We start from the raw sequence: 2,515 nt of genomic DNA on the forward strand, positions 1-2,515 counted from the left end.
TGCAGCGGGTCGAGCGCATCCGCGAGCGCGATGCCAACCTGGTCGATGCCGTGAGCGATAGCTATGCCTCGTTCTCCGAGCGCATGGACGAGCCTTATTCCAACTGGCGTCGCTACACCTACGACGAGATCCAGTCGGAGGAAAAGCTGAAGGCACAGGCGCGCAACCGTATCGCTATGGGCGCCATTGCCGTGGCTGCCTCCATCCTGGTGCCCGACAACTGTGGCAATAGCACCTGCGCCCGGGCGGTGGATGCTGCTCGCTATGGGGCTGCCGCAGGCGGCGTGATGGCCGTGATGAGCGGCATCAAGAAGCGCGAGGAGGCCAAGATGCATACCGACGCGCTGAAGGAATTGTCCAACTCCTTCGAGTCCGAGGCAGCCCCCCTGGTCGTGGAAGTGGAGGGCCGCACGCTGCGGCTCACGGGCACTGCCGACGAGCAATACGCCGAGTGGCGCAAGTTGCTGCAGGAGCTGTACCGGGAGGAGGTAGGCCTGCCCCCGTCGGAGCCTGCTGCCGCACCCGGCCCCGGATGAACCGTGTCCACGCCTGAGCTGGAAATCGGCTGGAACCTCGGCGGACGGTTCCGCCTGCAACGGCTGCTCGCCGATCGTGGACCGGTACAGGTTTGGTTGGCCACCTCCGTGGCCGATGGTGAGCTCCTCGCCCTGAAGTGTGTCGACCTTGCGCATCCGGGGGGCCCCGCCACCGCCGCCCGCCACTCCCGTGCGGCCGAGGTCGCCGCCCTGCTCGGGCCCGAGTTGGCGGTGGCCTGTGCCGAGCCGATCGAGGCGGATGGGTGGAGCATCATGCCAATGGCCTACCTGACCGGTGGTGATTTCAGCCAGTTCCGTGGGCGGCCCTGGCGGGTCTGGAGTGCCCATTTCGCGGCGCTGGTCAGGCTGCTCAGGCAGGTGCATGCCGCCGGGCGCGTCCATGGCGACCTCAAGCCCGGCAACGTGCTGATCGACGCAGCCGGGGCGGTCAGGCTCACCGACTTCGAGCTCAGCGTTCCCCTGGGCGCAAGGCTCGAAGGCGGTACCCCGGGCCGGCAAAGTCCCCAGTTGATCCGTGGCGAGCCAGCCACGGCGGCGGACGATTTCTACGCCCTCGGGACCCTGCTCCACGAGTTGCTGACGGCCTATCCGCCGTTCTATCCCGATCCCTCTCCCGAGCGCGTACTGCACGAACCGGTGCCCCCGCCGGTGCCACGTCAGCCTGCGCCCGAGCGCGTACGGCGCCTGACGTTGCGCCTTCTGGCGAAAAGCCCGGCCGACAGGCCAGTGGATGCGGCCGCGGTGCTGCAGGAACTCGAGCGTGCGGCGAGTGATCAGGATGAACAGACCGAGCCCCTCCGGTTCGCCCCTGCTTCCGCGGCCACGGGACCTCCTGCCGCACGGCTCACGTCCCGTCGGCCGACACGGTGGTGGGCTGCTGCATCCCTGTGCCTGGTGGCCGTGGTGACGGCAGCCCTGTACTGGCTGCCGGACTGGGCCGAGCAGCGGGCCCGACAGACCGCGGCGCACGCAGCGGCGGAAGCAGCCAGTCAGGCAGAGGCCGCGCGGCGCAGCGCCGCGCAAGCGGCGGCCAGCAGCGAGGCACGCAAGGCCGCGCAGGCGGCCAGGGACGCCTTTGCCGAGATCAAGGCCCGTCTGGATGCCCAGCCCTCCGCCCTCTGGGCCGCCGCCCTGCTGGCGGAGGCCCGGGAGCGTGCGGCGGCGGCGGTCACCGCCTTGGATCTGGGTCAGTTCGAGCAGGCCAGGGACGGCTGGGTGGCGGCCGCGCAAGCGCTCGAGGCGGGGGAGGCGGGCCGCGACGAGGCCCTGAAGGCAGCCCTCGCCGAGGGCGCAGACGCCCTGTCCAGGGGCGATGCGGTGGCCGCCTCGCGCGCCTTCGACCTTGCGGCGGCCATTGAGCCCGATCATCCGGCTGTGAGGCGCGGGCAGGCGAGGGTGGCCACCCTGGACGCGGTCTTCGCTCAACTCGATCAAGCGGCCCGTGAAGAGTCTGCCGGGCGGTATCGCGCTGCGCTCGCCGCGTATCAGCAGGCCCTGAGCCTGGACGCTGAGGCGCCGGGTGCCGCGGCGGCCCTCCGCCGCATCAATGACCGTGAATCGGGCGACCGCTTCGCCGCGGCCATGGCTGCCGGCCTCGAGGCGTTGGGCGACGGTCGGCTCGAAGCGGCGCGCGAGCAACTCGAGCGCGCAGGCAGCCTTCGGCCGGGGGACGATGCACTCGCGATGGCTTTGCAGCAGTTGGCTGGCCTCGAGGTGGACCGACAGCTGCAGACCGCGGTGCGCGCTGCGGAAAACGCCGAACGCGAGGAAAACTGGGGTGAGGCCCGGAGCAGTTGGCAGCAAGCCGCCGCGCTGCAGCCCTCGCTGGAGGCAGCGGCAGCGGGCCTGCGCCGCAGCGGCGCGCGGGCGTCCCTGGCGGGCCGGTTCGAGGCCCTGCTCGGCGACCCGGAGCGGCTATGGACGCCTGCGGGGCGCAGCGAAGCGGCCAAGTTGCTGGC

2 protein-coding genes are annotated in these 2,515 nt (G+C 71.1%); both read left to right on the forward strand.

Annotated elements, in window-relative coordinates; translation table 11 throughout:
• Positions 1-536: hypothetical protein (locus VKP62_13815; protein MEB3198273.1), on the forward strand; the 536-nt coding region annotated here is incomplete at its 5' end.
• Between the two features lie 3 nt (positions 537-539).
• Positions 540-2,515, forward strand: a 1,976-nt coding sequence (locus tag VKP62_13820; GenBank protein ID MEB3198274.1) for a protein kinase, incomplete at its 3' end; no start/stop codon positions are given.

It is taken from the genome of Candidatus Sericytochromatia bacterium (assembly GCA_035285325.1).
Lineage (GTDB): Bacteria > Cyanobacteriota > Sericytochromatia > S15B-MN24 > JAQBPE01 > JAYKJB01.